Source organism: Mycolicibacter kumamotonensis (assembly GCF_002086285.1).
GTDB lineage: Bacteria > Actinomycetota > Actinomycetes > Mycobacteriales > Mycobacteriaceae > Mycobacterium > Mycobacterium kumamotonense.
In genome coordinates this window covers 1-26,326 of the sequence record NZ_MVHU01000046.1, presented here as the reverse complement: position 1 = coordinate 26,326, position 26,326 = coordinate 1, and the positions used below count along the sequence as shown (strand labels likewise).

Sequence of the window (26,326 nt, the reverse complement as noted above, 5' to 3'; positions counted from 1 at the left end):
GCGTCGACGAAAAAACCCAGATCCAGGCACTCAACCGCACCCAACCGGTATTCCCGATGCTGCCGGGCACCCCAGCACGGGCCAGCCACGACTACGTCCGCCACGGCACCTCAAGTCTGTACGCCGCCCTGGATCTGACAACCGGGAAGGTCATCGGCTCACTGCACAATCGCCACCGCGCCCAGGAGTTCCTCGCGTTCTTGAAGAAGATCGACGCCGAAGTGCCCACCGACCTGGACTGCCACGTCGTTCTCGACAACGCCTCAACACACAAGACGCCGGCGGTAAAGCGTTGGCTGACAAACCATCCCCGCTTCGTTCTGCACTTCACCCCGACCAGCTCCTCATGGCTCAACCTCGTCGAACGCTGGTTCGCTGAACTGACCAACAAGAAACTGCGCCGCGGCACCCATACCTCGGTGCGCCAACTCAACACCGATATCCGCGCCTGGATCGCAACCTGGAACGACAACCCCCGCCCCTACGTCTGGACCAAAACCGCCGACCAAATCCTGACCAGCATCGGAAACTACTGCACCAAAATTAATGACTCAGGACACTAGACCTCGATCACCACGGCGCCGCCCTGGCCGCCGCCGGCGCACATCGCCGCCACACCGATACCGCCGCCGCGCCGCCGCAGCTCATAGGCCAAGGTGGTGACCATCCGTGCGCCGGATGCGGCAATCGGGTGTCCGAGGCTGCAGCCGCTGCCGGAGAAGTTGACCAGCTCCTCGTCGAGACCGTACTCGCGGCAGGCCGCGATCGGCACCGAGGCGAAGGCCTCGTTGATCTCCCACAGCGCGACATCGCCGGGTTTCAGACCCGCCCGCTGCAGCACCTTGCCGATCACCTGGACTGCTCCGAGTCCGGTGTCGCGCGGGGCCACACCGGCCGATGCCCACGCCTTCACCGTGCCCAGGACGTCGAGGCCCCGGGCTTGTGCGTAGGCATCGTCGACCAGCGCCACCGCGGCCGCGGCGTCGTTGGTACCGCTGCTGTTGCCGGCGGTGATCGAGAAGCCCTCGATCTCGGGGTGCAGCACCTTCAGGCCCGCCAGTTTCTCCGCGGTGGTGTCACGACGCGGGTGTTCGTCGACGGTGAACTCGGTGACGGAGCCGTCGGGCAGCTGGACCTTCAGCGGCACGATCTCGTCGGTGAACTTGCCGGCGTCGATCGCAGCGATCGCACGCTGATGCGAGCGGGCCGCCCAGGCGTCCATCTCCTCGCGGCTGATGCCGACCGCCTGAGCGGTGTTCCAGCCCACGGTGATCGACATGTCGCGGGTGGGTGCATCCACGGTCTCGGGGTGGGTCGGAGGTATCCACGGTTCGGCGAAGCTGAGCTCCGGGCCCGGGATGCGCATCTTCATCACCGGCAGCATCGACAGGCTCTGCACACCGCCGGCGATCAGCACCCGTTCCATCCCGGAACCGATCTGAGCGGCGGCATTGCCGATCGCGGTCAGGCTGCCGGCACAGTGCCGGTTGACGGCCTGGCCGGGCACCGACTCCATCCCGCAGGCCGCGGCCGCGAAGCGCGCCATATCTCCACCGCCGTAGTGGGATTCGGCGAAGATCATGTCGTCGATATCCGCGACCGGGATACCGGCCCGGCGAACCACCTCGGGCACCACCGTGGTGATCAGCGTCTCCGGGGAGGTGTTGGCCAGGATTCCCTTGAATGAGCGTCCGATAGCGGTGCGAACGGCACCGACGATGACAGGTGTAGGCATTCTTCGAACCTTACATTGCTCGTTGTTTTTGTAAAGTTACCAATTGTGTGAAGGCGCGCCTCACCAGGGGCCGGGTCACGGCTCCGGGACGTGGAAATGTTCATCGCGCAGCCGGAACGCCTCCTTGGTGCCGTGTTGCGCGCGGGTCTTGACGAAGTTGAACTCCCCCGGACCGAATTGCAGGTTGGTGCCGTAGGCGTGGAACAGATAGCTGGCCACCTCTTCGCCCTGATAGGCCTGGCTCTGCTCGACGAGCCGGAACGCCTCCTTGGCGATGACCACCCCGTCGGCGGGCATCTTGGCGGCCTTGGTTGCCCAGTAGCGCGCCCGTGCCGTCACCGCCGCCGGATCGCATGTCTCGGTGAACACGCCCAGGTGTTCGACCGCGCCGGCTTCGATGATGTCGCCGGTCAACAACAGTCGTCGCGCCAGCACCGGCCCGAGGCGATGGAAGAACATGTGCAGACTACCCAGGGCGGGGCCGAGAAAACGCGTCGCCGGCATGCCGATCTTGGTGTTGCGGGCGATCACCGAGATATCGGTCATCAGCGCCATCTCGAAGCCGCCTCCGAGCGCAAAGCCGCTGATCTCGCCCACCGTGACCTTCGGAAAGCCCATCAGGTTGTGGTAGAAGCCGAACGACTTGCGGTCCACGGTGAGCCGGCGGCGCTGACTCGGCCGGCCCTTGGCCGCCGGACCGGGGGTTGCGCCACGCTCGCCGTACCAGCCGTAGGCGTTGTTCATGTCGGCGCCGGTGCTGAACACACCCTCGGCGCCCCGCAGCAGCACGACCACGACGTCGTCGTCCTCGGCGACTCGGTCCAGACAGCGGGCGATCGCATCCCGCATCGCGGCGTCGTAAGAATTGCGCTGCCCGGGATTGTTCAAGGTAATGGTGGCGATCCGTCCATCGGGATCGACGTCGAAGAGCACCCGACCGTCGGTGGCATCGCTCATCGCTTGGACTCCTTACTCGGGCCGTCTGCGGCCGAATCTGTTGGCGCTCACCTGCTCCGGTGGCATCGCGGCGGTGGTGACCTCGCCGATGCACAGCACCTCGCCACCACGGAGAAGTCGGGCGGTGGAAGCGATCCCCCGCTCGACCTCGGTTCGCGCGATATCGAAGTCCAACTCGGTGAGGATGGGCGTGGGGCGCCGGTAGGTGACCAACAGCGAGCGGGTACGGCCGGCCAGGCCCACCGCGCAGCTTTGGTGCTGGGTCACGCAATCGAAGAACACTCCGAGGAAACCGCCGTGCACCAGCCCCGGGGGACCTTCGTACACCAGCGGGAAAGTGACTCGCCCGGAGGCTGTTTCGGCATCCAGGTGATCGAACCGGTATTCCGGAAAGCAAGGGTTGAATGCCCCGACGTCGAACGCATGATTGAGGTAGACCCGCCCGCCGCCATCCGGTTCGAGACGCGGGGTCGGCTCAGCCGGTGCGACGGCAGCCAACTGCCGCTCCCAGTCGGCGAACCGTTCCAGCATGTCGTCCACCACCGGGTGCGGGTGCTCCATCGCGAGCAGCATGCCCGCCACGCGCCGGAGGGCGCCGGCCGCCGCCACGGTCTGCTCCAGTGGCGACTCCCCGAAGCGCTCGCCCCCGGTGGAAACCGCCGAGATGCCTGAACCGTCCGCCATGGGCCCTTCCCCGTCGAATACCCGTCGAATCGCGCAATCGTATCGCCTACTGTAGGCATCACGATATAGCGTTGAAGGGTGGACACCACAGTGGCCGACTCGCCCGATTCCGGGTCTGGCTCCGCCGACCCCCCCGCTGACGGCTCGGTGACGGCGTCGCGCGACGGTGCGCTGCTCCGGCTCACGCTGATTCGCCCGGATCGCCGCAACGCGCTGAGCCCGCCGATGACCGAGGCCTTGATCAGTGCCCTGACCGAGGCGGCCAGTGACAACGCACTGCGTGCCATCCATATCCAAGGCTTCGGTGACGACTTCTGTGCGGGCTCGGACTGGGTCGCCACCAACGCCGGCGACCAGAGGCCCCGCACCGGTGATCTGGTTCGGCGTATCCCGCATGCCGCGCACCGGGTGATCGAACTGCTGCACACCGTCCAGCTTCCGGTGGTGAGCAGCGTCCGGGGTTGGGCGGTGGGATTGGGTTGCAACCTGGCGCTGGCCGCCGATTTCACCGTCGCCGCGACCGATGCCGTGTTCTGGGAGCCGTTCCTGGCACGCGGCTTCAGCCCCGACTCGGGAGCAAGCTGGTTGCTGCCGCGCCTGGTCGGACTGGCCCGGGCCAAACGCATGCTGCTGCTCGGCGAGAAGGTCAGCGGGGCTTCGGCGCAGGACTGGGGGCTGATACATCAGGCGGTGGAACCGGCGGAGGTGGACACCGCCACCGACGCGCTGCTGGAGCGCTTGGTCGGCGGGCCCACCATCGCGATCGGCCTGACCAAACAGGGCCTGCACTATGCGCAGCACTCCACGCTCCCGCAAGCCATGACCCAGGAGCTGTTCAATCTCGAACTCAGCTGCCGCACCGTGGATTTCAAAGAAGGGCTGGCCGCATTCACCCAGCGGCGCCCACCGGGCTTCACCGGCCGCTGACAGGAAGGGAATCGGCTATGCCGACGTTCGACACGATCACCTATGAGCTCGACGGGCACACCGCGACGATCACGCTCAACCGCCCCGAGGCGCTCAACGCCTTGAGCCCGCACATGATCACCGAGCTGCGGGCCGCCTACGCCGAGGCCGAAAACGACGACCGGGTGTGGATACTCATCGTGACCGGGGCCGGTCGGGCGTTCTGCACCGGCGCCGACGTGAAGGCGATTCCCGGTGACGGCAAGGTGATCAACGAGCGGCCGTACCTGTCCACCTACGAGCAGTGGGAGGCCCCGCAGGAGGGCACTCCGCCGTTCCGGACGATGGCCAAGCCGGTCCTGGCCGCGATCAACGGAATATGTTGCGGCGCAGGCCTGGACTGGGTGACCACCGCCGACATCGTCATCGCCTCGGACCGCGCCACCTTCTTCGACCCACACGTCTCGATCGGGCTGGTCGCCGGCCGCGAGGTGGTGCGGTTGGCCCGGGTGCTGCCCCGCTCGATCGCGCTGCGAATGGCGATGATGGGCCGCCATGAACGGATGGACGCCCACCGGGCATACGACCTCGGGATGATCAGCGAGGTGGTCGAGCACGACCACCTGCTGACGCGGGCACGCGAGATCGCCGGCATCCTCAACTCCAACGCACCACTGGCGGTGCGCGGAACCCGGCTGGCGATCCTCAAGGGACTCGACCTGCCGCTACACGAGGCCGAGATGCTCGCCGAAGCGTTCCGGGAACGCAACCTGCGCACCGCGGACTCCCTGGAGGGCCCCAAAGCGTTCGTCGAGAAGCGGACACCGGAGTGGCAGTGCCGATGAAACCGATGACTTTCGAAACCATCCTCCTGGACTTCGACCGCACCGATCGGGTCGCCACCATCACGTTGAACCGGCCGGATCACCTCAACGCCTTCAACCGCACCATGTGCGAAGAGATGACCGCCGCGTGGCGCATCGTCAAACTCGATACCGAGGTCAACGCCGTGGTGCTGCGAGCCGCCGGCGACCGGGCCTTCAGCGCCGGACTGGACATCAAGGCCCCCTACGGTCAACCCGACAACGTCTGGAATCACGAGGATCCAGGCGAGGCACTGAGCCCCAAGTGGCAGAAGATGTTCAAGCCCGTGGTCTGCGCGGTGCAGGGCATCTGCACCGCGGGCGCGTTCTACTTCGTCAACGAGTCCGACGTGGTGATCTGCTCGCAGAACGCAACCTTCTTCGACTCACACGTCTCGGCCGGAATGGTCTGCGCCCTGGAGCCGATCGGGCTGATGCGCCGCGTCGGGCTGGGTGAGTCCCTGCGGATGGCACTGATGGGAAACGACGAGCGGGTCAGCGCCGACACCGCACTGCGCATCGGGTTGGTATCGGAAATCGTGACGCCCGAAGAGCTCTGGGACCGCGCGCATGAGATCGCGGCCACCATCGCAGCCAAACCGCCGTCGGCGACCCAGGGCACGGTGAAGGCGATCTGGGAATCTTTGGACAAGCCCTACCGCGCGGCCCTGGACCAGAACCTGATCTACACCCGACTGGGCAACCCGCTCGGCAAGGCCGAGCTCGACTCGCAATCGCCCCGCCCCGGACCCGCCCCGCGGATCCGCTGATGGCCCATCCGCTCAGCGAACGTATCGCCGCGGTGCTCGATCTGCGGCCGGAAGCGCCCGCGTTCGAGTACGCCGGCCAGTGGTTCACCTGGTCCCAGGTCGGTGTCACGGCCCGGCGTATCGCGGAGTTGACCCGCGGCGGGCAGGTCGGGATGCTGCTGCGCAACCGTCCCCCGCAACTGGCCGCGCTCCTGGGGGTACTGCTGGCCGGGGGCTGCGTGGTCGTGATCAATCCGTCCCGCGGAAACGACCGCACCCGCGCGGACATCGATGCACTCGGGCTGCCGCTGATCATCGGCGAGCCCGACGATCTCGCCGCACTGGTCACGGCGACACCGCGCACCACAACGGTGTCCCTCGCCGGCCTGGACGCCGCACCTGCGGTGGTCCCGGCCTCCCCGCCCGGCCTGGAAGCCGGCTCGGATTCCGGCCGCCCCGGCGTGGCGGTACGGATGCTGACCAGCGGAACAACCGGTCCGGCCAAACGTGTCGACCTGACCTACGACATGCTGGCGCACAGTGTGATCGGTCCCGATCCGGGCCGGGCCCCGACGCCGACCGAACTGCGGCGCGGTGTCGCGATCGTCAACGCACCGCTCGTGCACATCGGCGGGGTCTTCCGGATCCTGCAATGTGTCTCCGAGGCGCGACCCTTCGTGCTGCTGGAACGCTTCGAACTGGACCGCTGGGCCGATGCGGTGCGCAGGCATCGGCCGCGCGCGGTGTCGCTGGTGCCCGCAGCGCTGCGGATGGTACTGCACTCGGCACTGACCCGCGAGGACCTGTCCAGCATCCGTGCGGTCACCTCGGGTACTGCACCGCTGTCGGCCGACGACGCCGACGCGTTCACCGAGAAGTTCGGTATCCCCGTACTCACCTCTTATGCGGCAACGGAGTTCGGGGGCGGGGTGACGGGTTGGACGCTCGCCGACTATCAGCGGTTCTGGCGTGACAAGCGCGGCAGCGTCGGCCGGGCCAGCCAGGGCGCACAACTGCGGGTGATCGGCGACGACGGTGCTCCATTGGGGCCCGATGAGCCCGGGCTGCTCGAGGTCAAGCCGGGCCAGCTCGGTCCCGACACGGACTGGATGCGCACCACCGACCTGGCGCGTATCGACGCCGACGGCTTCCTGTGGATCCTGGGCCGGGCGGATCAGGCCATCATCCGCGGCGGGTTCAAAGTGATGCCCGACGACATCCGGGCCGCCCTGGAGGCCCATCCGGCGGTCCGAGGCGCCGCGGTGGTGGGACGCCCCGATGACCGCCTCGGTCAGACGCCCGTCGCCGCGGTCGAACTGCGCACCGGCGCCACCGCCGACGCCGAGACACTCGTCGACTTCTTGGGCACCCGGCTGGCACGCTACGAGATTCCCACCGAAATCGCGATCGTCGACGCGCTGCCGCGCACCCCCTCGGGCAAAGCCGATCTCACCGCGGTGCGGGAACTCATCGTTACCGGGGATCGGCATGACCGCTGACACCCTGCCGGAAACCCTGCGCGCCCAGGCCCGTTCACGTAACACTCATCCGCTGCTGATCTGCGACGCCGAGCGGATCAGCTATGCCGAGGCCGAGCGACGCTCGGCGGCCTTGGCCGGCCGGCTCGTTGAGCTCGGGGCCGCCAAGGGTACCCACATCGGGCTGTTGTACCCCAACGGCACCGACTTCGTGGTGGGCATGCTGGCCGCGGCCCGCATCGGTGCGGTGGTGGTTCCGTTTCCCACCCTGGCCCCCGCACCGGAGCTGCGCAGTCAGCTGTCCCACAGCGATGTGCGCATCCTGCTGGCCGCCGAATCCTACCGGTCTCACGACTATCGGCGGCGGCTCGCCGAAGCGCTTCCCGACGTCGATATCGCCGGTGACGACCCGCTTTTCAGCAGGCATGCACCGCAACTGCGCCGGGTGGTGTTCGATGCGTCTGCGCCGCGCCGGATTCCGGCCATCCTGGAAGCGCTCGAAGCCGACGTCGACGGCAGCGACCCGCTGGCCATCGTCTACACCTCGGGATCGACCGGCGCCCCCAAAGGCGTCATCCACACCCATGCCGGTCTGCTCGGCCATCAGCGCAACCTCAACGAGATCCGCCGGCTGACCGCCGAGGACGTCCTGTTCTGCAACGCCCCGTTCTTCTGGATCGGGGGCTTCGCGTTCGCGCTGCTGGCGACGATCCTGGCCGGATCGACGCTGCTCTGCTCCAACGCCACCGACCCCGGCGCCACCCTGGATCTGCTGGAGGCCGAGAAACCCACCCTGGCCAACGGCTACCTCAGCAGCATCGGCGACCTGGCAAGCCACCCCAGCCTGGCCGGCCGAGACCTGTCCACGCTGCGCCGCGGCAACCTGTATCCGCTGCTGGCACCCGCTGCCCGGCCCGCCGACCCGGAGCTGCGGCACGGCATGTTCGGATTGACCGAGACCGGCGGCCCGGTGCTGCTCAGCGAGGACCACACCGACCAGCCCGAGCACCGCCGTGGCAGTTTCGGCAAGCCGGCACCCGGGTTCGAATGCCGCATCGTCGACGGTGAGTTGCTGGTGCGCGGACGCTACTTGATGCAGCGCTACCACAAGCGCAACCGGGAGGACTGCTTCGACGCCGACGGCTGGTTTCACACCGGCGACCTGTTCCGCACCGACGCCGACGGCTTCCACTACTACCTGGGCCGGCGCGACGCGGTCATCAAGACCGCCGGCGCCACCGTGTCACCGGCAGAGGTGGAACGCGCCATCGCCAAGCTGATCGGCGTCACCGCCTACGTGTTCGGTATCCCCGACACCCTCCGCGGGCAATCGGTGGCCGCCGTCCTGGTTCAGCACGCCCCCAGCGACGCCGAACAGCTACGCCAACGGCTGAAAGAAGAACTGTCGACGTACAAGATCCCGCGCCGATTCACCACCATTCCGCCCGCCGAGGTCCCGCTGCTGCCCAGCGGCAAAGTGGACCTGCACGCGCTCGCCAAGACCTTCGATGCCTGACACCGAGACCATCGACGCGCTGATCCGGTCCCGCGCCGCGGCTTTCGGCGACAAGCCGGCGGTGATCGATCCGCTGACCCGGCTCAGCTATACCGAACTGGACGCCTCATCGCTGCAGCTGGCCGCGGCCTTCGTGCGCGCCGGCGTCGGCAAGGGCAGCCGGGTCGGGCTCATCATGCCCAACGGCGTCGATTGGGTGCGGACAGCGATCGCGCTGACCCGCGTCGGCGCGGTGCTGGTTCCCCTGAGTACCCTGCTCACCCCACCGGAGCTGGCCGCCCAGCTGCGCGTCGCCGCCCTGCAGTTCCTGGTCAGTGTCGAGGAGTTCCGCGGCCGCCGTTACCTCGACGGCTTACACGTCGGTGGCATGGAGTTGCCAGCGCTGCAACAGGTCTGGACCCCGGACGAGTTAACGGTCATGGCTGACGACGACGGCCCGGCGCGGATCGTCGATGCGCTGGCGGCGGCGGTGACACCCAGCGATCCCTTGGTGATCATGTTCACCTCCGGCAGCAGCGGACCGCCCAAGGGTGTGCTGCACTCACACGGCAGCGCCCTGGGCGCCGTGCACGCCGGACAGGCCGCCCGCTGCATCGACGCCGACACCCGGCTGTATCTGCCGATGCCGTTCTTCTGGATCGGCGGCTTCGGCGGCGGCGTGCTCTCGGTATTACTGGCCGGCGCGACCCTGGTCACCGAGCCGATCCCGCAGCCGGAGACCACCTGCCGGCTCTTGGAATCCGAACGGGTCACGTTGTTTCGCGGCTGGCCGGACCAAGCCGAGGCGCTGGCCCGCCACCGCGGCGAATCCGACCTGTCGTCGTTACGCCCCGGCAGCCTGGAGGCGCTGCTCGCCCCGGAGTTGCGTTCCGAACCCGGTGCCCGGGCCAACCTGTTCGGGATGACGGAGTCGTTCGGGCCCTACTGCGGCTATCCCGCCGACACCGACATGCCACGCTCGGCGTGGGGAAGCTGCGGAAAACCTTTCGATGGCACCGACGTTCGGATCGTCGACGTCGATACCGGTGTCCCGGTGCCGGCGGGGACGGTGGGGATGATCCACCTACGCGGACCACACATGCTAAGCGGCATCTGCCGCCGCAGTCGCGAAGAGACCTTCACCGCCGACGGCTTCTACCCCACCGGCGATCTCGGTCGCCTCGATGACGACGGGTTCCTGTTCTACCACGGCAGATCCGACGACATGTTCAAGGTCAGCGGTGCCACCGTGTACCCGAGCGAGGTGGAGAAGGCTTTGCGGACTATCGACGGTGTGGAGGCAGCCTTCGTGACCAACCTGCCCGACGCCGGCCGCGACCGAGTCGGAGCGGTGGTGGCCGGCGTTGCGCTGAGCGTCGAGCAGTTGCGGGAGCAGGCCCGGGCGCTCTTGAGCCCGTTCAAGGTGCCGACGGTGTGGTTGCTGGTCTCGAGTCCCGACGCCGTTCCGCGCGGGCCGACCGGCAAGGTCGACAAGCGCCGTCTGCGGGAACTGTTGGCCGACTCAAGTGCCGTAACGCCCAAGTGAGCGGGCGCCTCCACTGGGCGCCGGCCGTTTCACGGTTATCCCCAGTTGCCGGTCTATCCACAATTGACCCGCAGGCGGGGCCTTATCGCTCATTTGTTCGATAGCGTGGCGTTATGTCGATCAGCGATGAGGTCTTGCTCCCGCAGGAGGCCGCATGTGCCGCTGTCCGCGCTGATCTGGACCTCATCGATGCCGCTTACGCGCGGCTGCGGGCCGCCGACACCGACCTGGTGGGCAATGCGTTTCGTATCGAAATCGCCGAACGGCTGGAAACCCAGCACCGGGTCAACCGCGGTTTGTCCTACCGCATGTTCGGAGAAATCGAGCAACCTATCGACGGCTTGGGCGCAGCCGCACTGCCACCGGGCACACGCGCCGGTGATCTTCTGCGGCAGCGGTTACGGATCACGCGTGGCGAAGTCCGGCGCCGCTTCGCCCTCGCCGCGCGCATTCGGCCCCGCCGCAGCCTCACCGGCCCCACCCTGCCGTCCGCCCTCCCCGAACTGGCCGCTGCCATCGAACACGGCGACCTCGGTGAAGACCACATCACCACGATCACCAAAGCCCTCGACCTCCTACCCGCCAAGGCCACGAGCGCAGACCACGAACAGGCCGAACACCTCCTGGTCGCCAACGCCCGGCGTCAGGACTCCCCGTTCGTGGCCGCCGTCGGGCGCACCATCGCCGACACGATCGCCGAACGCCTCGGCCAATACAGCGACGCCGACCGCGCACGGCGGCGCACCCTCAGCCTGGGCCCGCAACAGCTCGACGGCATGAGTCGCGTTTCGGGTTACGTCGACCCCGAAACCCGGGCCTACCTCGAAGCCATCATTGCCGCTGTCCGGCCCGGGCACCACCTACCCGACGCCGACACACCGGACCTGCGCAACGAAGGCCAGCGCGCTCACGACGCCCTCAAGGTCGCACTGCGCCATGCCATCGAATCCGACAAGCTGGGCACCCACCGCGGTATCCCCGTCACCGTCATCGTCTCCACCACCCTGACCGAACTCGACCAAGCGGTCCACGCCACCAGGGACCGCGCCGTGGCCATGCCGTCGGCGGCGCGCACCGGCGGCGGCTCTCAGCTGCCCATGCGTGACCTCATCCGTATGGCCGCCAACTCGATTCACTACCTAGCGGTGTTCGATGACCACTCCAACCGCCCGCTGTATCTCGGACGCAGCAAACGCATCGCCACCGCCGACCACCGCATCGTCTGCCACGCACGAGATCGCGGTTGCACGAGGCCGAACTGCACCCAACCGGGGTACCGCTGCGAGGTACACCATTGTCCCGGCTGGGCCGGTGGTGGACGCACCGATGCCGACGCCCTCTGGTTCGCGTGCCCTCGTGACCACGCTGGCGAAACCAACGGCCACTACACCACCACCCCCAGCAACGGACGTCTCGCCTGGAGCGACGGCAATGGCCCACCCGAGATCAACCACGCCCACCACCCCGACGAACTCCTCAACGACCCCGACGACGATCCGTAGCCGTATCGATACCGGTGGTCTACATCCTGTCCTGATCCACCACGCCGCGCTCGACGAGGTGCTCGATCATCGGCACCGCACCGGCGGCCAGGTGCTCGGCCATCGCGGTGCGGGCCAGTTCCTCGTCGCGCTTGGTCAGGGCCGCCAACACTGCGCGGTGGTGCTTGGTCGACTTGGCCGGCCACCCCGAAACCGTGGGGAACACCGATTCCGGTGCGTACCGGGTGATCTGGTACATCAGCTGGGCAAGCTTGGGTGAATCCGCCGCGACGTTGATGGCGCGGTGGAATTCATGGTTGAGCCGCACCGCGGCCTCTTCGTCATCGCGGGCATAGGCGGATTCGAGTTGTTGCTGGATCTCTTCGAGCTCGCGCAACTGGCTGTCGGTGATCTTGGCCGCTGCCCGCGCGGCGAGTTCGCCGCCGATGTGCGCCTGGACGTCGGAGACATCGGTGATATCACGCTGAGTCACCGGCAGCACCACGAATCCGCGGTGCGGCTGCTGGTCGAGCAGCCCTTCGGCGCGCAGCCCGAACAGCGCCTCGCGAATCGGTGTGACACTGACGCCCAACTCGGCCGCCAGTTGGTCCAGCCGCACGTACTCCCCGGCGGCATAGTCTCCGTTGAAGATCCGCTTGCGCACGAAGCGGGCTACATCCTCAGAGAGCTGTGACCGCGCCGGGAAGTCAGGGACACTCACCGGTCAGACCCGATAGTCGGCCAGCAGCCGCTTGCTGATGATCTGCTTCTGGATCTCGCTTGTTCCCTCACCGATCAGCAGGAACGGGGCGTCGCGCATCAGGCGTTCGATCTCATACTCCTTGGAGTAGCCGTATCCGCCGTGAATCCGGAAGCTCTGCTGGGTGACCTCCGAACAGAATTCGCTGGCGAGGTACTTGGCCATCCCCGCGGCGACGTCGTTGCGCTCCCCGGAGTCCTTGAGCCGGGCAGCGTTGACCATCATCAGGTGTGCCGCTTCGACTTTCGTGGCCATCTCGGCGAGCTCGAAGGCGATCGCCTGGTGCTCGGCGATCGGCTTACCGAAGGTCTCGCGCTGCTGGGCGTAGCGCACCGCGAGTTCGAACGCCCGGATTCCGACCCCGCAGGCCCGTGCCGACACGTTGACCCGGCCGACTTCGATGCCATCCATCATCTGGAAGAAGCCCTGCCCGGGCGCCCCACCAAGCACGTCGTCGGCGGCGGCCGCGTACCCGTCGAAAACCAGCTCGGTGGTGTCGATGCCCTTGTAGCCGAGCTTGTCGATCTTGCCCGGGATGACCAGCCCGGGTAGGACTTCGCCGAAGCCGACCGGCTTTTCCACCAGGAAGGCGGACAGGTTCCGATGCGCTCGTTCAGCTCCCTCATCGGTGCGTACCAGCACCGCGATCAGCGTGGAGCTGCCGCCGTTGGTCAGCCACATCTTCTGGCCGGTGATGGTGTAGCCGCCGTCAGCCTCGCGGGTGGCGCGGGTGCGGATCGCCGCGACATCAGAACCCAATTCGGGCTCGGACATCGAGAACGCGCCGCGGGTCTCACCGGTAGCCATCCGCGGCAGGAAACGCTGCTTCTGCGCCTCGGTCCCGTGTTGACGCAACATGTAGGCGACGATGAAATGGGTGTTCAGCACGCCGGAGACACTCATCCAGCCGCGAGCCAACTCCTCGACACACAACGCGTAGGTGAGCAGCGATTCCCCGAGGCCGCCGTATTCCTCGGGGATCATCAGGCCGAACAGCCCCATCTCCCGCATCGCATCCACGATCGCCTGCGGGTAGGTGTCGGTGCGCTCCAGCTCGGCCGCCGCCGGAATGACTTCCTTGTCCACGAATCGGCGGACGGTGTCGAGGATTTCGGTCTGATACTCGGTGAGTCCCAAGGTTTGGGCGAGGCGTGTCATGAGCCGACCCTTTCAAAGATTGCGGCCAAGCCTTGACCTCCACCAATGCACATGGTCTCCAGTCCATAGCGGGCACCGCGCCGGTTCAGCTCCCGGGCCAGAGTCGCCAGCATCCGCCCGCCGGTGGCGCCGACCGGATGCCCCAGTGAGATCCCCGAACCGTGCACGTTGGTCCGTTCCCGGTCCGCGGCGCCGAATTTCCACTCGGCCATCACCGCGAGCGCCTGGGCGGCGAAGGCCTCGTTGAGTTCGATGAGGTCGATGTCGGCTAGCCGGAGTCGGGCCTTCGCGAGAGCGGCGTCGGTGGCCGGCACCGGGCCGATCCCCATGACGTTGGGCGGCACGCCCGCAACACCCCACGACACCAGCCGCACCAACGGCGTCAATCCCAGCTGCGCGGCCTTCTCACGGGTGGTCACCACGCACATCGATGCGGCGTCGTTCTGGCCGCTGGAATTGCCCGCAGTCACGGTGGCGTCCGGATCGCTTTTGCCCAGCACCGGTTTCAGCTTGCTCAGCGCCTCCACCGAGGTGTCGGCCCTCGGGTGCTCGTCGGTGTCGACGAGTCGGTCACCGTCGCGGGAGCGCACGGTGACGCCGATGATCTCCTCGGCGAGAACCCCGGACCGTTGGGCCGCCACGGCACGCCGGTGCGAGGTCACCGCCAGCTCGTCCTGCTCCACACGGGAGATACCGTACTGGCGGCGCAGGTTCTCGGCGGTCTCCAGCATGCCGCCCGGCACCGGGTAGTTCTGGCCCCCCGCGGTCGTCCGGCCGCGGGCCAGACCGTCGTGCACCCGGACCCCTCCGCGAGACCCGCCCCAGCGCATGTCGGTGGAGTAGAACACCACGTTGCTCATGCTCTCGGCGCCCCCGGCGATCACCACATCGCAGTCGCCGCTGCCGACCTGCAGACAGGCCTGCAGCACGGCTTGCAGTCCCGACCCGCACCGGCGGTCGACCTGCATACCCGGAACCGTCACCGGCAGACCGGAATCCAAGGCGACCACCCGTCCGATGGCCGGCGCCTCACTGCTGGGATAGCAGTGTCCCAACACCACGTCGTCGATGGCGTCGACCGGCAGTCCGGTGCGGTCCAGGAGGCCTCGCAGCGCAGCGACGCCCAGTTCGACGGCGGTCAGCGAGGCGAACATCCCGCCGTAGCGGCCGATCGGGGTGCGGACCGGCTCGCAGATCACCGCTTCCCGAACACTCACAGGTGCCTGCCACCGGTCACTTCCAGCACTGTGCCGGTGATGTAGGAGGACAGGTCGGAGGCCAAGAACAGCGCCACAGCTGCCACCTCGTCGGGCTCGCCGGCCCGACCTAACGGCACCTCGGCCACTTTGGAGTCCCAGATGCGCTGCGGCATCGCCTCGGTCATCGCCGAACGGATCAGGCCCGGCTGGATCGCGTTCACCCGCACTCCCAGATACGCCAGCTCCTTGCTGGCGGCCTTGGTCATGCCGACAATGCCGGCCTTGGCCGCTGAGTAGTTCGTCTGGCCCACCATGCCGACCTTGCCGGAGATCGAGGACATGTTGACGATGGCACCGCGCTTCTGCTCACGCATGATCGCGGCCGCCGCGCGAAGTCCGTTCCAGGTGCCCTTGAGATGCACGGAGATGACCTGATCGAACTGTTCCTCGGTCATTTTGCGCATCGTGGCGTCGCGGGTGATACCCGCGTTGTTCACCATGATGTCCAGCCCACCGAACGTTTCCACTGCCGCGGCGACCAAAGCGTCGACCTCGGCGGAGCTGGTGACATCGCAACGCACCGCCCGGGCCACATCGGGCCCGCCCAGCTGTGTGGCGGCCTCCTCGGTGGCAGCAAGGTTCACATCGCCGAGCACCACCCGGGCGCCTTCGGCGATGAATCGTTTCGCGATGGCGAAGCCCAGACCCTGGGCGCCGCCGGTGACGACCGCCGTTTGACCGGTCAGCAAGGACACTCGATCACCCGCCTTCTCTGAGATGTTTGGCTCATCATATTTCATATATGATCGTCGTCGGTAACCGGTCGTTCCCGTGTCGGACGTGAGGAGAAGCGGCGTCGATGAGTGAAGTCAGCGACGAGGATTTCGCCGAGATCCTGGCCCAGACCCGCCACTTCGTCCGCACCTCCGTCGTCCCGCGCGAAACCGAGATCCTCGCCGAGGACCGGGTCCCCGACGACCTGCGTGAGCAGGCCAAGACGATGGGCCTATTCGGCTACGCCATCCCGCAGCAGTGGGGCGGGCTGGGCCTGGACCTGCGTCAGGACGTCGAGTTGGCCATGGAGTTGGGCTATACGTCGCTGGCCGTGCGCTCGATGTTCGGCACCAACAACGGGATCGCCGGTCAGGTGTTGGTCGGCTTCGGCACCGAGGAACAGAAGTCCCGGTGGCTGGCGCCCATTGCCACCGGTGACGTCGTGGCCTCCTTCGCGCTCACCGAGCCGGGTGCGGGTTCCAACCCGGCCGGACTGCTGACCAAGGCGGTCCGCGACGGTTCGGACTGGTTGATCACCGGCCAGAAGCGGTTCATCACCAATGCGCCGACGGCGAATCTGTTCATCGTCTTCGCCCGCACCCGCCCGGCCGACGCCCAGGGCGCCGGTATCGCGGTCTTTCTGGTTCCCGCCGACGCCGCGGGTGTCGAAGTGGGCGCCAAGGACGCCAAGATGGGCCAAGAGGGCGCCTGGACCTCCGATGTCAGCTTCACCGACGTGCGCGTCCCCGACGCGGCGCTGGTCGGGGGCAGTGAAGATCTCGGTTACCGGGCGGCACTGACATCACTGGCGCGCGGGCGGGTGCACATCGCCGCGCTGGCGGTCGGCGCCGCCCAGCGGGCCCTCGACGAGTCGGTGGCGTATGCCGCCGCCGCCACCCAGGGCGGCACCCCGATCGGGAATTTCCAACTCGTGCAGGCGATGCTGGCCGACCAGCAGACCGGCGTCCTGGCCGGGCGGGCCATGGTTCGCGACGCAGCACGCATGTGGGTCAGCGAGCAAGACCGCCGGATCGCCCCGTCGGCGGCAAAGCTGTTCTGTACCGAAATGGCCGGCAAGGTCGCCGATCTCGCGGTGCAGATCCACGGCGGCACCGGCTACATGCGGGGGGTGCCGGTCGAACGGATCTACCGTGACGTCCGGCTGCTGCGCCTCTATGAGGGGACCAGCGAGATCCAGCGTCTGATCATCGGTTCGGGTCTGGTCAAAGCCGCGCAACAGCGCGGGTGAATCACCAACGGAGGGAACAGCGATGACGGGACGGCTGGCCGAGAAGGTCGCGTTCATCACCGGCGCCGCGCGCGGCCAGGGGCGTGCGCATGCGGTGAAGATGGCCGCCGAGGGCGCTGACATCATCGCGATCGACGTGGCCGGAAAACTCCCGGACTGCGTGCCCTACAACCCGGCGACCCCCGAGGACTTGGCCGAAACGGTGCGGCTGGTGGAGAACACCGGTCGGCGCATCGTGTCCGCAGTGGTCGATACCCGCGACTACGACGGCATGCGCGAGGCCGTCGCCGCCGGAGTGGCCACGCTGGGACGGCTGGACATCATCGTCGCCAACGCCGGTGTCGCGGCCCCGCAGGCGTGGGATGCCATCACCCCGGAGAACTTTCGTGATGTGCTGGATATCAATGTCACGGGTACCTGGAACACCGTGATGGCCGGTGCGCAACACATCATCGACGGCGGTCGCGGCGGCTCGATCGTGTTGATCAGCTCGGCGGCCGGGATCAAGATGCAGCCGTTCATGGTGCACTACACCGCCAGCAAGCATGCCGTCACCGGGATGGCCCGCGCCTTTGCCGCCGAACTGGGCAAGCACGGGATCCGAGTCAACAGCGTGCATCCCGGCCCGGTCAACACCGACATGGGCTCCGGTGACATGGTCGGCGCGTTGGGGCAGGCCATGGAAACCAACCCGCAGTTGTCGCACATGCTCACGCCGTTTCTGCCCATCTGGTTGGCCGAACCCGAGGACATCGCCGGCACGGTGTGCTGGCTGGCCGGCGATGAGTCGCGCAATGTCACCGCCGCCGCGGTTCCGGTGGACCAGGGCTGTACCCAGTACTGAGGTGGGCAAGGACCGGTGCTGCGCAACGTCGGCCGCGGACCTGGGCAGCGGCGCCGGTGTGGCCGGGATTCCCGATCAACTGCCGTGCAATGCCGCGCTCAAAGTGCGGCCCGCCGATGTCGCCGCGCTGTTCGAGACACGGCGGTCATGAGTTCGGGCCGAGCCTGAGTGGCAGCGCCGGCAGCGAGCAGGTCGCCGACGGCCAGGTGATCTCTGGGACGAAACCCGGCGCGAGCCCGAAATCGGGAATGCGGTCCAGCCATTCTGAGACGACGAGCTTGAGTTCCATACGGGCCAGGTGTGAGCCCAGACAGCGGTGCGGCCCGCCGCCGAATCCCCAGTGTTTGTGCACCCTTCCGTCGAGAACGGGTTGATTCCCGGAATACTCGTCGCTGCCGTCTCGATTGATCGCACCGAGGCAGAGGCGGACCTGGGCGCCGGCGGGGATCTCAACGCCGGCGATGGTGACCGGGCGGGTGGTCGCTCTCCCGACGACGGGTGCGGCAGGTTCGAGGCGGATCATCTCCTCGACGAATCCCGCAACACCGTCGGGATCGTCGCGCAATCCGGCACGCAACCCGGGTCGGCGGGCCAGTTCCAGCATCGTCGTACCGATCGTTGCGGTGACGGTGTCCAGCCCGGCCAGTACTAATACCAGGGACAGTCCGATCGCCTCGTTGTCGTCGAGCGCGTCTGCGACCCGCAATAATTCCGAGAGGATGCCGGGGCGCGGTTCCTTGCGCTGTCGCGCAACGGCTTCGGTGAGATAGCCGAACAGTTCCACCGTCGGCGTCAGGTCCACGCTGGCGGGGTCGTCGGTCAGACTCAACGCGATGATCGCGTCCTTCCAAGCGACCAGGCGGTCCCGATCCTCGAGAGGCAGACCGAACAGCGTGAGGAACACCTGCGAGGGGTAGGGGGTGGCCAGGTCGGCCATCACCTCGCACCGGTCCTGCTCGGCGATCCCGGAGATGATCTCGGCGGCCTGCGACTGCAGCGACGGCAGCAGGGCCATCAGGGTCTGCGGACTGAAGTAGCGATGCAGCAGCTGCCGGTACCGGGTGTGGTCGGGCGGGTCGAAGGCCAATGGCACCAGCGGAACCGGGCTGATCATGTCGTCGTAGGGAATCCTCGACGAGAAGACCTCCCAGTTACGCAGCGCGGCAAGCACATCATCGCGGCGGGAGAGGTAGTACGCGCCCTCGCCGTACACCACGGGACCGAGATCGCGCAGCGCCGCCCATCCCTCACCACGATCGTGGGCCATCGGCAGGTCGGCGTAGGCGAACCGCGGCAGTGCCGGCGCGACATGCATATCGGTCATGACCGCGCCGGCCTGCAGGGGGGGACCGATTCCGGGCCAAGATGTATGCCCTGCCCGACATCGCCGGTCCTGCACCGCATAACCCGCAGCTTGTCCGGCACCTCAACCGCCTTGCTGTGCTGCGGCTTGCTGTCTGGCCAGCCGGGCCTCGTAGCGGTCGACCAGCTCCCGGAAGCCGAGCCGGTCATACTGCGGGACGGGCTGAATCCCCCAGATGTCCTTGGCGGTGTCCTTGCCCTCGGCCCCCTCGGGAGGCCCGAGCGGCGGGTAAGGGTACTTGCACTCGAGGGTGTCGTCGGAGTAGCGCACCTTGAGCAACTCGCTACAGATCTGGGTGAGGCTCAGCGTCGGGTAACCGTAGTAGACCGCCATGAACGGCAAGGTGAAAGCGCCTTCGATGACGAGCGCGACCAGACACACCAAGGTGGCGCGCTTGATCCAGGTGTGCATACGGGCGTAGTAGGGCGTGGTGCCCGGGGGCAGGTCTTCGGCGGCAGGGGTTTCCATCGGGGTGCTCCTTGATCAGTCGGTGAAGATTTCGCGATTCACCGTGTGCAGATACGGAATGGCGAGGAAGGGGGTGATGTAGAAGATGTCGTAGAGCCACCAGCCGATGACGGGGAAGATCACCCCGGCGAACCGCACGTCGGCGAACATGGTCATGTTGAACACGTAGAGAATCCAGATCAGGACGCCCATCCAGCAGGTGACGATCATCCACTGGTGGCCCCAGCGCTTCATCTGCAAGAAGCCGATCGCGGCGGCGCAGCGCATCGCGAACACCGTGAGGATCATGCCGAAGACCATGGATTTCTCCCCGGGCCCGGCGGCTCCGCCGACCCACAGTTCGTTGTAGTGCCAGAAATATCCGGCGTCGAACATGTGACCCCAGCCGATCATCAGCACCCGGTTGATCAGGGTGTGGTTGGCGACCAGATCCAGCGACCAGCCCAGGCTGTTGAGCATGCCGTCGATCAGCACGAGGTAACCGATCAGGGTGACGATCATGGGCCGCACCGACAGACCCGCCCGCTGGGCCTCGCGCTGCAACCACACCCCGCGCATGAAGATCGGGAAGCCGATCAACCCGGGCGCCCACATACCCATGAGCGCCGCTCCGACGATCATCCATTTGTCGGCCCGCCACTGGGCGGCCCGGGACTGCTCCTGATGCTCGTGCAGACCGACCGCCGGAGTAGCGGTGGTCACAGGTACCACCAACCCCGTTCGAACGACATGTACAGCTGGATCAAGAACATCGTGAGCAGGTAGCCGTAGATGACGATCTGGAAGACGATCAGCGCCCTCTTGCGCTTCTGCTCTCGCTGGTCGGCCATTTCGGATTTCCTTTCTAGAGCTTGTCGGCGTCGAGCAGGACTGCGGCCGCGATTTCGCGCAGCCCTTCACTGATGGCGCCGTCGGTGCTCAGCGGCGCGAGGATGCATGCTTCGGCCGCCTCGAGTTCGCCGGCGCCGGCCGCGATGAGCTGAGCCGCGGTGACCAGGGCCCGGGTCGACGGCGGCTCGAAGTGGAACGCCTCGTCGGCGGTGCGGATGGCGATAGCGCACCGCACGAGTCGCTGCGCGGCGGCGAGCTCGATGCCCGTCTCCGCGACCACGGCCTGCGCCTCCCGTTCGGGGGGAAGGTAGGTCATCGGCAAGGTGGCGAAGCGCTGCCGGAATGAGGGTTTGAGTTCTTTCAACGAACTCCGGTACGCCGGGTTGTAGGAGCACACGAGCATGAAATCGTCTGGCGCCCGGATCACTTCGTCGGCGCGGTCCAGATACAGGGTGCGCCGATGATCGGTGAGCGAGTGCAGAATCGCCAGGGAGTCGTGACGCGCCTCGACCACCTCGTCGAGGTAGCAGATGGCACCGGTCTTGACCGCCCTGGTCAGTGGTCCGTCGATCCAGGTGACATCCCCGCCGGTCACCATGAAGCGTCCAACGAGATCTGAGCTGGTCAGGTCATCGTGGCAGCTGATGGTGACGACGGGCCGCCCCAGCAGCGATCCCATATGCTCGACGAACCGGGTCTTACCGCAGCCGGTAGGACCGGTCAGCATCACCGGGGTCTTCCGAGTGAAGGCCAGTTCGAAGAGTCGGACCTCGTTTCCGTTCGCATAGTATGTGTCGCTACTCATGTGACTCCTCCCTTACGTACTGATCAGTTCGCGGTGCACGCGTGCCAGTACGCGCGGCAGTTCTTCCACCCGGCCGATCCGTTGCGAACGTTTGGGTCCGAAAACCTCGGGCAACGGGTCGACACGTGTCGGTCCGACGCCCACGTAGTAGACCGACACACCGGCATCGTTGGCCTCCTCCACCGCATGTGCGGCGTCGTCCCAGGCGTACCGACCCTCATAGCCTTCGTCGGAGATCATCCCGTCGCCGATGATGATGAGGAGTCGGCGCTCCGAGGGCTGGTCCAGCAGTCGGCTGGTCAGATGCCGGATCGGGGCGCCGAGACGGGTGTAACCACCAGTGGACAACCCCAGACCGCTCGGCGGGACGAAGCGGGCTTCTGGAAAGTCCTTCAGGCAACGCACTTCCACCCGGTGCCTGGTATTGCCGGTGAACACGAAGATCCCGTGCCGCTCTCGCGCGTGGGTCATGGCGCGGGACAACGCATCTGCGCAGGCCAGCTCGAGCCGGAACACCCGTCCCCCGTGCACCCCCAGTGAGGAGCTGCCGTCCAGCAGCAGCGCGGTGCTGACATCGCGGTTACAGGGCAACAGGTCGCGGAACAATCGCGGCTCGCCGGCCTCCCCGGTGCGCAGGTCGACGTAATGGCGGACGTACTGGTCGATATCGAGGTCGGACCCGTCTTCCAGTCGGTTCACCATCGCGCGATGGGTGTTCTCCTGGAACCACTTGCGCAGGTCGGCCGAGGCCGTAGCGGCGGCACCGACCCGTCGGTCACGCGCGAGCTCCACAACGGCCACGTGGTCGGGCATCAGTTGTCGGGTCCAGGAGTTCCACTCCGGATACGGGATTCCCGGACGGTGCTCAGGGGTGACGTCGATGTCGTTGTCCTGCGGCCGACTCGGCGGAGGCAGGTTCGGATTGCGAACCCCACCGTCACCACCGACGGGCACCGAATAGGGTCGCGGCATCCGCTTTTGGGTCGTGGTCCAGGGCATCCTGCCGAACTGGCGCCGCAGTCTGTCGGTCAGCCCGGTGGGCGCGGTATAGATCGCCGGCAACCGGCCCAGCAGCGGGTCGAGCTCTGCCGGATCCGATTCCCGGGCCATCGCGATGGCCCGGCCGATCATGTCCCGCGCCTCGAGCTGCGGGTCTGTCGGTACGAGTTCGGGTAGCAGACGGCCGAATTCGGACATCAGGCCCGGCCAGCGCGATGCGATCCAGCCCAGGGCGACGCCGGCTTCCACGACGGTCAGCGCCCGCAGTTCGCGTGTCGACAGTTCGTTGATCCGGTACTGACCCAGCCGGTCCTTCGACGATGCGCATTGCAAGGCGATGCCGCAGGTCATCGATCGCCGGGTCCAGTCGGCCCGCAAAACCGGGTAGGGCACGTGCACGTGACTGCGCGATGCGCTGAGGCCGAACCCGCGGTGGTCGCCGGTGACCAGCCGCACCCCGGCGCGGTTGTCCTCGCTCAGAGCGACCGCGGTGACCGAGCAGCTGCGTTCCAACGCCATGGCGGCCGTCTGGTCGAGGTCAGTCATGAACCGTCGCTTCCGGGCAGGGCCGCGCCGGGGCTCAGAACGTGCCGATGTTGGAGAACATCCAGTACCAGAACCAGATGACCAGACCGGTGCCGCCCCATGCCGCGACGTAACGCAGAATCTCCCAGACGTAGTCCATGGTCGGACCTCCTTGTTGACGGGTTCAGGCCACGCCCTGCGACGCAGGACAGCGTGTTACGCAGTCTGTTTCGTTGGCCACCGCGACGCCTCCCGAAGACCGCGGCAACCCGCGTGTGGCGTCGGCGGGTGCCGCACCGGGCCTGGTGCGCCTGTGGGGTCATGGTGCACTGTTTCTAACTCATTGACTGACTTCAGTCAATAGAACTGGTGTGGATGGAAGTCACCCGACCCGACGATCCACCGCGCGAGCCGACTTCAATCGGTGAAGATCTCGCGGTTCACCGTGTGCAGATACGGGATCGCCAGGAACGGGGTGATATAGAAAATGTCGTAGAGCCACCAGCCGACGACCGGGAGGATCACCCCGGCGAACCGCACGTCGGCGAACATCGTCATGTTGAACACGTACAACACCCAGATCACCACGCCCATCCAGCAGGTGACGACCATCCACTGGTGACCCCAGCGCTTCATCTGCAAGAAACCGATCCCGGCCGCGATCCGCATGGTGAATACGGTGAGGATCATGCCCACTTCCATGGCCTTTTCGCCGGGACCGGCAGCGCCGCCCACCCAAAGTTCATTGAAATGCCAGAAATATCCGGCGTCGAACATGTGGCCCCAGCCGTTGAGCAGCACACGGGCCAGCAAGGTGTGGCTACCGATCAGGTCGAGGGCCCACCCCACGGTGTTGATCGCCGCGTCGACGATGACCAGGTAACCCAGCAGGGTCACCAGCATCGGCCGCACCGACATGCCGTTCCGCTGCGCCTGCCGTAGTAGCCACACGCCCCGGAGGAACAACGGCAGCCCGAAAATGCCCAGTGCCGCAGTGCCTATCAGGATGCTTCCGCTGATCAACCATTTGTCCGCCTGACGCTGGGCCAGGCGAGATGCCTCCATATGCTCATCGACCGGCGGTGCACTGCGCATGCTGACTGACTCTAGTCATGCAATGTCGCCGACGACAAGCATCGATCAGGCGATGACGGCCATGCTGTGCATGGTGCGTTTCACCAGATCTTCGAGCAACTCGCAACGCATCGGATCGTTGGTGGTGATCGCCAGTGCGTAGATGCCGAGCAAGAAGAACACCGCGCTGTTGATCGGCCGAACCTCCGGATCCACCTCCCCCGCGGCCTGGGCCTGCTCGATACGCTTGCCCAACAGCAGGACCAGGGAGTGGTCACTACCGCCTTCGGAGGCCGGGCGGGTCTGGGAGAAGTGCAGCGCCAGGAAATCCTTGAACAACAGCTCGCCGAGGCGACGCTCCAGCCCCAACACCAGTCGCACCGCCTCGGTCAGGGCGGATTCCAGGTCATGTCCCTTGTCCAGGTACCGACCGAAATGCTTTGCCATCCGGTCCTCTTCGCGCTTCTCGAGTTCCAGCAGCACGTGTTCCTTGGTGGGGAAGTGGAAGAAGAACGTGCCGTGCGCGACACCGGCGGCGGCCACGATCGCCCCCACATCCGCCTGGGCCATCCCGGTCCGCTTGAACTCGGCGGTCGCCGCACCCAGCAGTCGCTCCCGCGTCTGCAGCCGCTTGGTTTCGCGCGCCGACATCTTCTCCGTCTTATCCGCCACGGCCAAGACAGTATCGCCTCGACGTCGGCACCCGCACTAGATGACTCAGGTCACCGTCGCGGTTTCCTGCGAAGTCGCGGCGATCAGCGCTCGGATGTTGTTGCGGCAGCGTCCGCACACCGTTCCGGCCCCGGTGCGCTCACCGATCTGCTTGGTGGTCGATGCGCCGGCGGCCACGGCGTCGATCACCTGCTGACTGGTCACCCCGGCGCACAGGCAGACGTACATGACGCCTCACGCCCCGGCCTGGGTCTCCAGTCGGGCCTTGTCCACCTTGCCGGTGGCGTTCAGCGGCAACCGATCCACGAAGCGGACCGAACGCGGAACCTTGAAGCCGGCCATGCGTTCTTTACTCCAAGCGATCAGATCCGCTTCGCAGACACCGATGTCCGGCGACTCCTTCACCACGAAAGCCTTGCCGACCTGGCCGAGCCGCCGATCGGGCACGCCGATCACCGCGACCTGCGCGACGGCCGGATGCTCCAGCAGGAAGCTCTCGATCTCAGCGGGATAGGCGTTGAAACCGCCGACGATGAACATGTCCTTCTTGCGCCCGATGATCCGCAGCCGACCGGCGGAGTCCATCGACCCGATGTCTCCGGTGTGCAGCCAGCCCTGCTCGTCGATCGCCTCGGCGGTCGCCTGCGGGTCGTCGAGGTAACCGGCCATCACGTTGTATCCGCGCACCAGTACCTCGCCGGCTTCAGCGTCGCCGTCGATGCGTACTTCGATGTCCGCACACGCCAACCCGGCCGTGGTCGCGATGTCCTCGAACGAGTCTCCGCGGCGCGACGCCGTCACCGTACCGGCCTCGGTGAGGCCGTACCCGGTCATGATGGACTGGAACGGCAGTTCGCTGCGGATCCGGCGGACGAGATCCACCGGGATGTCCGCGGCGCCGGTGACCGCGGCACGCAACGATGACAGGTCACGCCCGGAGGGCGCGTCCAACAGTGACTGATACAGCGTCGGTGGCCCCGGCAGCATGGTGATGCGTTCGGTCTCAATGATTTCCAGCACGGCATCGACGTCGAAGACCCGGACCGGAAGCATCGTGGCTCCCCGGATGCACGCGGCGATACAGCCCGCTTTGTAACCGAAGGTGTGAAAGAAGGGATTGACCATCAGATAGCGGTCACCCTCACGCAGATCGGCCAGGTCGCACCATTCGGCGTAGAGCCGCAGATTCTGTTGGTGGCTCATCATCACACCCTTGGGCCGGCCGGTCGTGCCCGAGGTGAAGATGATGTCGGCGATGTCATCACCGTCGACCGTGCGCTCCGTCGGCGAACCGGCAGTCAGGAAGTCCGATCTGAGGTCGATCACCGGAATGCCGGGCGGAGCGGTGAAATCCAGTCCCAGGAAATCCTTTTCGATCAGGACCAGCTTGGCTCCGCTGCGCCGGATGATGTCGCCGGCCTCCGCCGGCTTGAACCGGGTGTTGACCGGCACCAGCACCCCTCCGGCGGCCAGCAGCCCGAAAGCGGCGATGATCCACTCCGCGGAGTTGGGCGCCCAGATCGCCGCGCGATCACCCTTTTTGATGCCCGCGTCAGCGAAGGACCCTGCGGCGCAACGGACCCGGTCGGCCAGTTGGGCGAACGTCAGCCGTAACGCACCGTCGGGGGGGGGGGGGGGGGGGCCCCCCCCCCCCCCCCCCGGGCAAGCCACCGAGCGCGAGGGGGAGCACGGGGGCGGACCCTGCACCGGG

General features: G+C 66.8%; 27 protein-coding genes and 1 pseudogene. 11 read left to right on the top strand and 17 right to left on the bottom strand.

The window, feature by feature from the left end; translation table 11 throughout:
- Nucleotides 1-563, top strand: a 563-nt coding sequence (locus BST28_RS20810) for an IS630 family transposase (protein ID WP_109560752.1), incomplete at its 5' end; no start/stop codon positions are given.
- Here the strand turns inward: BST28_RS20810 and BST28_RS20805 are convergent.
- From BST28_RS20805 to BST28_RS20795, 3 genes are all read right to left on the bottom strand, one after another.
- Nucleotides 560-1,735: a thiolase family protein gene (locus tag BST28_RS20805; protein WP_083082794.1), complete on the bottom strand. Its 1,176-nt coding sequence runs from the start codon at nucleotides 1,733-1,735 to the stop codon at nucleotides 560-562. The two genes, BST28_RS20810 and BST28_RS20805, sit on opposite strands and share 4 nt — an antisense overlap.
- A 75-nt stretch (nucleotides 1,736-1,810) precedes the next feature.
- On the bottom strand, nucleotides 1,811-2,692 hold the full coding sequence (locus tag BST28_RS20800; RefSeq protein WP_083082792.1) for an enoyl-CoA hydratase/isomerase family protein: 882 nt from the start codon (nucleotides 2,690-2,692) through the stop codon (nucleotides 1,811-1,813).
- Between the two features lie 12 nt (nucleotides 2,693-2,704).
- On the bottom strand, nucleotides 2,705-3,376 hold the full coding sequence (locus BST28_RS20795) for a hotdog family protein (protein ID WP_083082790.1): 672 nt from the start codon (nucleotides 3,374-3,376) through the stop codon (nucleotides 2,705-2,707).
- Between the two features lie 78 nt (nucleotides 3,377-3,454).
- On the opposite strand from BST28_RS20795, the gene BST28_RS20790 reads away from it, so the two are divergent.
- From BST28_RS20790 to BST28_RS20760, 7 genes are all read left to right on the top strand, one after another.
- Nucleotides 3,455-4,303 carry an enoyl-CoA hydratase/isomerase family protein gene (locus BST28_RS20790; protein ID WP_083082788.1) on the top strand — a complete coding sequence of 283 codons (849 nt, stop codon included), beginning with the start codon at nucleotides 3,455-3,457 and terminating at the stop codon, nucleotides 4,301-4,303.
- Nucleotides 4,304-4,320: 17 nt separating this feature from the next.
- Entirely contained in the window at nucleotides 4,321-5,127 is an 807-nt protein-coding gene (locus BST28_RS20785) for an enoyl-CoA hydratase/isomerase family protein (RefSeq protein ID WP_083082786.1), read from the top strand.
- A gap of 5 nt (nucleotides 5,128-5,132) precedes the next feature.
- The gene (locus BST28_RS20780; protein ID WP_109560754.1) at nucleotides 5,133-5,915 is read left to right on the top strand and encodes an enoyl-CoA hydratase/isomerase family protein; all 783 of its coding nucleotides are present in this window, start codon (nucleotides 5,133-5,135) and stop codon (nucleotides 5,913-5,915) included.
- Complete coding sequence (locus BST28_RS20775) at nucleotides 5,912-7,393, top strand: class I adenylate-forming enzyme family protein (protein WP_109560751.1); 1,482 nt, start codon at nucleotides 5,912-5,914, stop codon at nucleotides 7,391-7,393. Before BST28_RS20780 ends, BST28_RS20775 begins: the two co-directional genes overlap by 4 nt.
- Nucleotides 7,383-8,888, top strand: a complete 1,506-nt coding sequence (locus BST28_RS20770) for a class I adenylate-forming enzyme family protein (protein ID WP_083082781.1) — start codon at nucleotides 7,383-7,385, stop codon at nucleotides 8,886-8,888. Before BST28_RS20775 ends, BST28_RS20770 begins: the two co-directional genes overlap by 11 nt.
- Entirely contained in the window at nucleotides 8,881-10,413 is a 1,533-nt protein-coding gene (locus BST28_RS20765; protein ID WP_083082778.1) for a class I adenylate-forming enzyme family protein, read from the top strand. Before BST28_RS20770 ends, BST28_RS20765 begins: the two co-directional genes overlap by 8 nt.
- 113 nt (nucleotides 10,414-10,526) lie before the next feature.
- On the top strand, nucleotides 10,527-11,915 hold the full coding sequence (locus BST28_RS20760) for an HNH endonuclease signature motif containing protein (protein WP_083082775.1): 1,389 nt from the start codon (nucleotides 10,527-10,529) through the stop codon (nucleotides 11,913-11,915).
- A gap of 19 nt (nucleotides 11,916-11,934) precedes the next feature.
- Here BST28_RS20760 and BST28_RS20755 read toward each other — a convergent pair whose 3' ends face one another.
- Genes BST28_RS20755 through fabG form a run of 4 tightly spaced genes read right to left on the bottom strand, consistent with a single transcriptional unit; the run spans nucleotide 11,935 to nucleotide 15,766 of the window.
- Nucleotides 11,935-12,615 carry a GntR family transcriptional regulator gene (locus BST28_RS20755; RefSeq protein WP_083082773.1) on the bottom strand — a complete coding sequence of 227 codons (681 nt, stop codon included), beginning with the start codon at nucleotides 12,613-12,615 and terminating at the stop codon, nucleotides 11,935-11,937.
- 3 nt (nucleotides 12,616-12,618) lie between these two features.
- Nucleotides 12,619-13,812, bottom strand: a complete 1,194-nt coding sequence (locus BST28_RS20750; protein ID WP_083082770.1) for an acyl-CoA dehydrogenase family protein — start codon at nucleotides 13,810-13,812, stop codon at nucleotides 12,619-12,621.
- Nucleotides 13,809-15,029 (bottom strand): acetyl-CoA C-acetyltransferase, encoded by a 1,221-nt coding sequence (locus BST28_RS20745; protein ID WP_083082768.1) that lies wholly within the window; start codon nucleotides 15,027-15,029, stop codon nucleotides 13,809-13,811. The genes BST28_RS20750 and BST28_RS20745 overlap by 4 nt, the downstream gene beginning before the upstream one ends.
- A complete protein-coding gene (gene fabG, locus BST28_RS20740) occupies nucleotides 15,026-15,766 on the bottom strand; it encodes a 3-oxoacyl-ACP reductase FabG (protein WP_083082797.1) in 741 nt (246 codons plus the stop codon). Before fabG ends, BST28_RS20745 begins: the two co-directional genes overlap by 4 nt.
- A 104-nt stretch (nucleotides 15,767-15,870) precedes the next feature.
- Here fabG and BST28_RS20735 point away from each other — a divergent pair, with 104 nt between their 5' ends.
- Genes BST28_RS20735 through BST28_RS24260 form a run of 3 tightly spaced genes read left to right on the top strand, consistent with a single transcriptional unit; the run spans nucleotide 15,871 to nucleotide 18,029 of the window.
- Nucleotides 15,871-17,034: an acyl-CoA dehydrogenase family protein gene (locus BST28_RS20735; RefSeq protein WP_019736266.1), complete on the top strand. Its 1,164-nt coding sequence runs from the start codon at nucleotides 15,871-15,873 to the stop codon at nucleotides 17,032-17,034.
- Between the two features lie 22 nt (nucleotides 17,035-17,056).
- Nucleotides 17,057-17,878: a mycofactocin-coupled SDR family oxidoreductase gene (locus BST28_RS20730; protein WP_019736265.1), complete on the top strand. Its 822-nt coding sequence runs from the start codon at nucleotides 17,057-17,059 to the stop codon at nucleotides 17,876-17,878.
- A 1-nt stretch (nucleotide 17,879) separates the two neighbouring features.
- Nucleotides 17,880-18,029: a hypothetical protein gene (locus BST28_RS24260; RefSeq protein ID WP_162111702.1), complete on the top strand. Its 150-nt coding sequence runs from the start codon at nucleotides 17,880-17,882 to the stop codon at nucleotides 18,027-18,029.
- Here the strand turns inward: BST28_RS24260 and BST28_RS20725 are convergent.
- From BST28_RS20725 to BST28_RS20685, 10 genes and pseudogenes are all read right to left on the bottom strand, one after another.
- The gene (locus BST28_RS20725) at nucleotides 18,024-19,202 is read right to left on the bottom strand and encodes a cytochrome P450 (RefSeq protein ID WP_083082766.1); all 1,179 of its coding nucleotides are present in this window, start codon (nucleotides 19,200-19,202) and stop codon (nucleotides 18,024-18,026) included. The genes BST28_RS24260 and BST28_RS20725 overlap by 6 nt on opposite strands.
- Nucleotides 19,203-19,304: 102 nt before the next feature.
- The gene (locus BST28_RS20720; protein WP_065287164.1) at nucleotides 19,305-19,709 is read right to left on the bottom strand and encodes a hypothetical protein; all 405 of its coding nucleotides are present in this window, start codon (nucleotides 19,707-19,709) and stop codon (nucleotides 19,305-19,307) included.
- A gap of 15 nt (nucleotides 19,710-19,724) precedes the next feature.
- Nucleotides 19,725-20,411 (bottom strand): hypothetical protein, encoded by a 687-nt coding sequence (locus BST28_RS20715; RefSeq protein WP_083082763.1) that lies wholly within the window; start codon nucleotides 20,409-20,411, stop codon nucleotides 19,725-19,727.
- A complete protein-coding gene (locus BST28_RS25170) occupies nucleotides 20,408-20,539 on the bottom strand; it encodes a hypothetical protein (protein WP_019736260.1) in 132 nt (43 codons plus the stop codon). Before BST28_RS25170 ends, BST28_RS20715 begins: the two co-directional genes overlap by 4 nt.
- A 14-nt stretch (nucleotides 20,540-20,553) precedes the next feature.
- Nucleotides 20,554-21,345, bottom strand: a complete 792-nt coding sequence (locus BST28_RS20710) for a CbbQ/NirQ/NorQ/GpvN family protein (protein ID WP_083082761.1) — start codon at nucleotides 21,343-21,345, stop codon at nucleotides 20,554-20,556.
- A 12-nt stretch (nucleotides 21,346-21,357) separates the two neighbouring features.
- A complete protein-coding gene (locus tag BST28_RS20705) occupies nucleotides 21,358-22,890 on the bottom strand; it encodes a nitric oxide reductase activation protein NorD (protein WP_083082759.1) in 1,533 nt (510 codons plus the stop codon).
- Nucleotides 22,891-23,286: 396 nt separating this feature from the next.
- Nucleotides 23,287-23,964: a hypothetical protein gene (locus BST28_RS20700; protein ID WP_065287162.1), complete on the bottom strand. Its 678-nt coding sequence runs from the start codon at nucleotides 23,962-23,964 to the stop codon at nucleotides 23,287-23,289.
- A 45-nt stretch (nucleotides 23,965-24,009) separates the two neighbouring features.
- Nucleotides 24,010-24,594 carry a TetR family transcriptional regulator gene (locus tag BST28_RS20695; RefSeq protein WP_043335984.1) on the bottom strand — a complete coding sequence of 195 codons (585 nt, stop codon included), beginning with the start codon at nucleotides 24,592-24,594 and terminating at the stop codon, nucleotides 24,010-24,012.
- 66 nt (nucleotides 24,595-24,660) lie between these two features.
- Nucleotides 24,661-24,843 carry a (2Fe-2S)-binding protein gene (locus tag BST28_RS20690; protein WP_019736254.1) on the bottom strand — a complete coding sequence of 61 codons (183 nt, stop codon included), beginning with the start codon at nucleotides 24,841-24,843 and terminating at the stop codon, nucleotides 24,661-24,663.
- A gap of 6 nt (nucleotides 24,844-24,849) precedes the next feature.
- Nucleotides 24,850-26,238 (bottom strand): annotated as a pseudogene (locus BST28_RS20685) (FadD3 family acyl-CoA ligase); the annotation flags it as partial.
- Nucleotides 26,239-26,326 lie beyond the last annotated feature (88 nt).

Coding starts and splice junctions, on each gene's coding strand:
- BST28_RS20760 (WP_083082775.1), top strand. CDS start 10,527: ATGTCGATCAGCGATGAGGTCTTGCTCCCGCAGGAGGCCGCATGTGCC.
- BST28_RS20725 (WP_083082766.1), bottom strand. CDS start 19,202: ATGACCGATATGCATGTCGCGCCGGCACTGCCGCGGTTCGCCTACGCC.
- BST28_RS20780 (WP_109560754.1), top strand. CDS start 5,133: ATGACTTTCGAAACCATCCTCCTGGACTTCGACCGCACCGATCGGGTC.
- BST28_RS25170 (WP_019736260.1), bottom strand. CDS start 20,539: ATGGCCGACCAGCGAGAGCAGAAGCGCAAGAGGGCGCTGATCGTCTTC.
- BST28_RS20735 (WP_019736266.1), top strand. CDS start 15,871: ATGAGTGAAGTCAGCGACGAGGATTTCGCCGAGATCCTGGCCCAGACC.
- BST28_RS20765 (WP_083082778.1), top strand. CDS start 8,881: ATGCCTGACACCGAGACCATCGACGCGCTGATCCGGTCCCGCGCCGCG.
- BST28_RS20800 (WP_083082792.1), bottom strand. CDS start 2,692: ATGAGCGATGCCACCGACGGTCGGGTGCTCTTCGACGTCGATCCCGAT.
- BST28_RS20805 (WP_083082794.1), bottom strand. CDS start 1,735: ATGCCTACACCTGTCATCGTCGGTGCCGTTCGCACCGCTATCGGACGC.
- BST28_RS20770 (WP_083082781.1), top strand. CDS start 7,383: ATGACCGCTGACACCCTGCCGGAAACCCTGCGCGCCCAGGCCCGTTCA.
- BST28_RS20710 (WP_083082761.1), bottom strand. CDS start 21,345: ATGAGTAGCGACACATACTATGCGAACGGAAACGAGGTCCGACTCTTC.
- BST28_RS20690 (WP_019736254.1), bottom strand. CDS start 24,843: ATGTACGTCTGCCTGTGCGCCGGGGTGACCAGTCAGCAGGTGATCGAC.
- BST28_RS20795 (WP_083082790.1), bottom strand. CDS start 3,376: ATGGCGGACGGTTCAGGCATCTCGGCGGTTTCCACCGGGGGCGAGCGC.
- BST28_RS20785 (WP_083082786.1), top strand. CDS start 4,321: ATGCCGACGTTCGACACGATCACCTATGAGCTCGACGGGCACACCGCG.
- BST28_RS20750 (WP_083082770.1), bottom strand. CDS start 13,812: ATGACACGCCTCGCCCAAACCTTGGGACTCACCGAGTATCAGACCGAA.
- BST28_RS20720 (WP_065287164.1), bottom strand. CDS start 19,709: ATGGAAACCCCTGCCGCCGAAGACCTGCCCCCGGGCACCACGCCCTAC.
- BST28_RS20700 (WP_065287162.1), bottom strand. CDS start 23,964: ATGCGCAGTGCACCGCCGGTCGATGAGCATATGGAGGCATCTCGCCTG.
- BST28_RS20695 (WP_043335984.1), bottom strand. CDS start 24,594: ATGTCGGCGCGCGAAACCAAGCGGCTGCAGACGCGGGAGCGACTGCTG.
- BST28_RS20730 (WP_019736265.1), top strand. CDS start 17,057: ATGACGGGACGGCTGGCCGAGAAGGTCGCGTTCATCACCGGCGCCGCG.
- BST28_RS20705 (WP_083082759.1), bottom strand. CDS start 22,890: ATGACTGACCTCGACCAGACGGCCGCCATGGCGTTGGAACGCAGCTGC.